Origin of the sequence: Actinocrinis sp., assembly GCF_035946395.1 — a bacterium.
Taxonomy (GTDB): Bacteria; Actinomycetota; Actinomycetes; order Streptomycetales; family Catenulisporaceae; genus Actinocrinis.
Genome location: NZ_DASYZI010000160.1, coordinates 1 through 2,493 on the forward strand (window position 1 = coordinate 1; position 2,493 = coordinate 2,493).

Here is a 2,493-nt window from a genome sequence, read left to right on the forward strand (position 1 = left end):
GGGTCCCCCTCCGCGCGCCCAAGCCTACTGGCGTCGCGACGTACGCGTGGCCGAACTCTAATCTCTCGGTGCACGGCGGCACACATCGACGTGGCCTGACTCAGACGGACACAAGCGGTGACGGACACGCTTCGCTGCGAGCCCGGCGTGCTCATGCCACACACCAGGCTCAGCAGGCTCATACGTACCTTCGAATCCAGGCCGCAGTCATGGACTATCGCCCAGCTGGCGCAGCCGTGACGCAACGTCAGCCAGATCAATGTGGATCAGCAGGGATCAGCGGGACTGGACGGTGCCGACCACGGAGCCGAAGTCGATCCGGGTGCCGCCAGGCCCAGGGGCGACGGCACTGATCGACACGGTGTCGCCATCGGCGAGGAACGTGCGAGTCGAACTGTCGGCGAGTTGCAGCGGCTGGGATCCGTTCCAGGTCAGCTCGATCAGCGAGCCGCGCTGTGCGGGTTCGGGACCTGAGACCGTGCCGGAGGCGAACAGGTCTCCGGTGCGCAGCGGCGAGCCGTTGCTGGTGAGGTGGGCGAGCTGCTGCGCGGGAGTCCAGTAGAGCGTGGAGAACGGCGGCTCGCTGACCGTCGTGCCGTTGAGCTCGATGCGCAGGCGCAGGTCGAAGCCCCAGTGATCGCCCGCGAGGTGCGGCAGCGGCGGCGGGTCCTGGAGCGGCGGCGCGACGTGAGCCTCGGTCAGCGCTTCGAGCGGCACGACCCATGGGGAGACCGACGTGGCGAAGGACTTGCCGAGGAACGGTCCGAGCGGCTGGTACTCCCAGGCCTGGATGTCGCGGGCGGACCAGTCATTGACCAGGACGACCCCGAAGACGTGGTCGGAAAAGTTATCCACAGGCACTGTTTGACCGATTTGCGTCGGTACTCCGACAATGAAACCAACCTCCGCTTCAACGTCGAGGCGGATGGTCGGTCCGAATACGGGTTCTGTGTCTGTCGGCGGGATGCGCTGCCCGTGGGGCCGGGTGATGGGCGCACCCGAGACGACGATGGAGCCGGCTCGGCCGTGATAGCCCACGGGCAGGTGGACCCAGTTCGGCAGCAACGGCTCGCTGTCCGGGCGGAAGATCCTGCCGAGATTCTCCGCGTGATGGCGCGAGGAGAAGAAATCGACATAGTCGGCGACTGCGAAGGGCAGGTGGTGTTTCGCGCGAGGCAACGGGAGCAGCAGCGGCTGCACGGCTGCGGCGTGGCCGCGGCTTTCGAAGAGATCGATGATGCGCGTGCGCACGGCGTGCCAGACACGCGGCCCGGCCGACATCAGCGGGTTGAGCGTCGGGGCGGTGAGTACAGCCGCCGGCTCCTCGACAACGCCGTCGAAGAGCCCCGCCTCTGCCGCCAAGCCGAGCGGGAAGGCGTAGTGGCCGATTGCCACGGCGGGCTGAGGTGGGCTGTCGCCATAGGTGATGACGCCGTAGGGCAGGTTGTTCAGGCCGAACCCCGAGTCGGCGGGGATGTCGAGCCAGCTGCGCGCCATGCGGAAAGCCTTCCGTGCGGTCGCGATCGTGTAGTCGCGATGTCGTGCGGGTGGAGCGGTTCAAGCGGTCAGGATCAAGATTTTCGAGGAGGTGGAGCCATGGTCAAGCGCCGTCCGGGTCTGGTGTGCTCGCGTATCGGAGTCTGAGTCTCACGCGGTGCGGTGCGGTGCGGTCATTGTGCAGTACGGTTGCTGTCCAGTGCGGTTACTGGTTACTGCGGTTACTGGTTACTACTGCGTGCGCTTGTTACTGAGTGCGGTTACGGCTGAGCGGCTGCCGTCCGGCGGACTGCCGTTGAGTGCGGTCAATCCGTCTGGTGTCATCGCGTCGGCGGGTGGGGCGCCCGAGGCGCGATGACAGCTTCGGGTACCTCAGCCTGCCGTCGCCCGGCCGGATGAGCAAACACGCGCCGTGGCGTGCTTTGGCCAGCAGTCGCTCAGCGGGCGCGGGCACCTCGGCCAGAGGCGCTGGCACCCTCGACGACTGACATCTCCAGGAGCAATCAGTGACGATATGAGCGGTTATGATGCGAGTGGTGACGATGTGAGCGGTGATGATGTCGATGGGCTTGGCCCACCGACTGGCACCCTTGGCCAGAGAGGCGTCTACTCGACCAGAGGGGCGTCTATTCGGATACTCGGCCGCTACGCAACCGGTACTCAGCCGGGCGCCTGCGGTGCGGGTTCGGGAGTGCGAGTTCGGGAGTGCAGGCTCTGGGCGCGAGTTCGGGAGGTGGGCTCAGGGGTGCCGTTTGGGCACTGACACCCTTTTACCCGGGACGTCGGCTCAGCGGCGCCTGACCTGCCGGTTTCGTCCCAGGTGCGACGCGCCGGTACACTGGCGTAGTACTTGTGATGCCCGCGCGCACATTTGGTGTCCGAATACGGCCGCGCAGCGCCCGTCCGGACTGAACCACAGAGGGAAGACCTCAAGGCCGAAGAACAGTGGCCTATACAGGCGCGGCATTGCCCCGATGTAGGGCCCGTACCTGTGAT

At 66.3% G+C, this 2,493-nt stretch carries 1 protein-coding gene; it reads right to left on the minus strand.

Features of this window, described 5'->3' with window-relative positions; translation table 11 throughout:
* Positions 1-276: 276 nt before the first annotated feature.
* Positions 277-1,497, minus strand: a complete 1,221-nt coding sequence (gene fahA, locus VGS97_RS10275; RefSeq protein WP_326853103.1) for a fumarylacetoacetase — start codon at positions 1,495-1,497, stop codon at positions 277-279.
* Positions 1,498-2,493 lie beyond the last annotated feature (996 nt).

What these genes read in the sequence shown, in the direction of transcription:
- fahA (WP_326853103.1), bottom strand. Translation starts at nt 1,497, where the DNA reads ATGGCGCGCAGCTGGCTCGACATCCCCGCCGACTCGGGGTTCGGCCTG.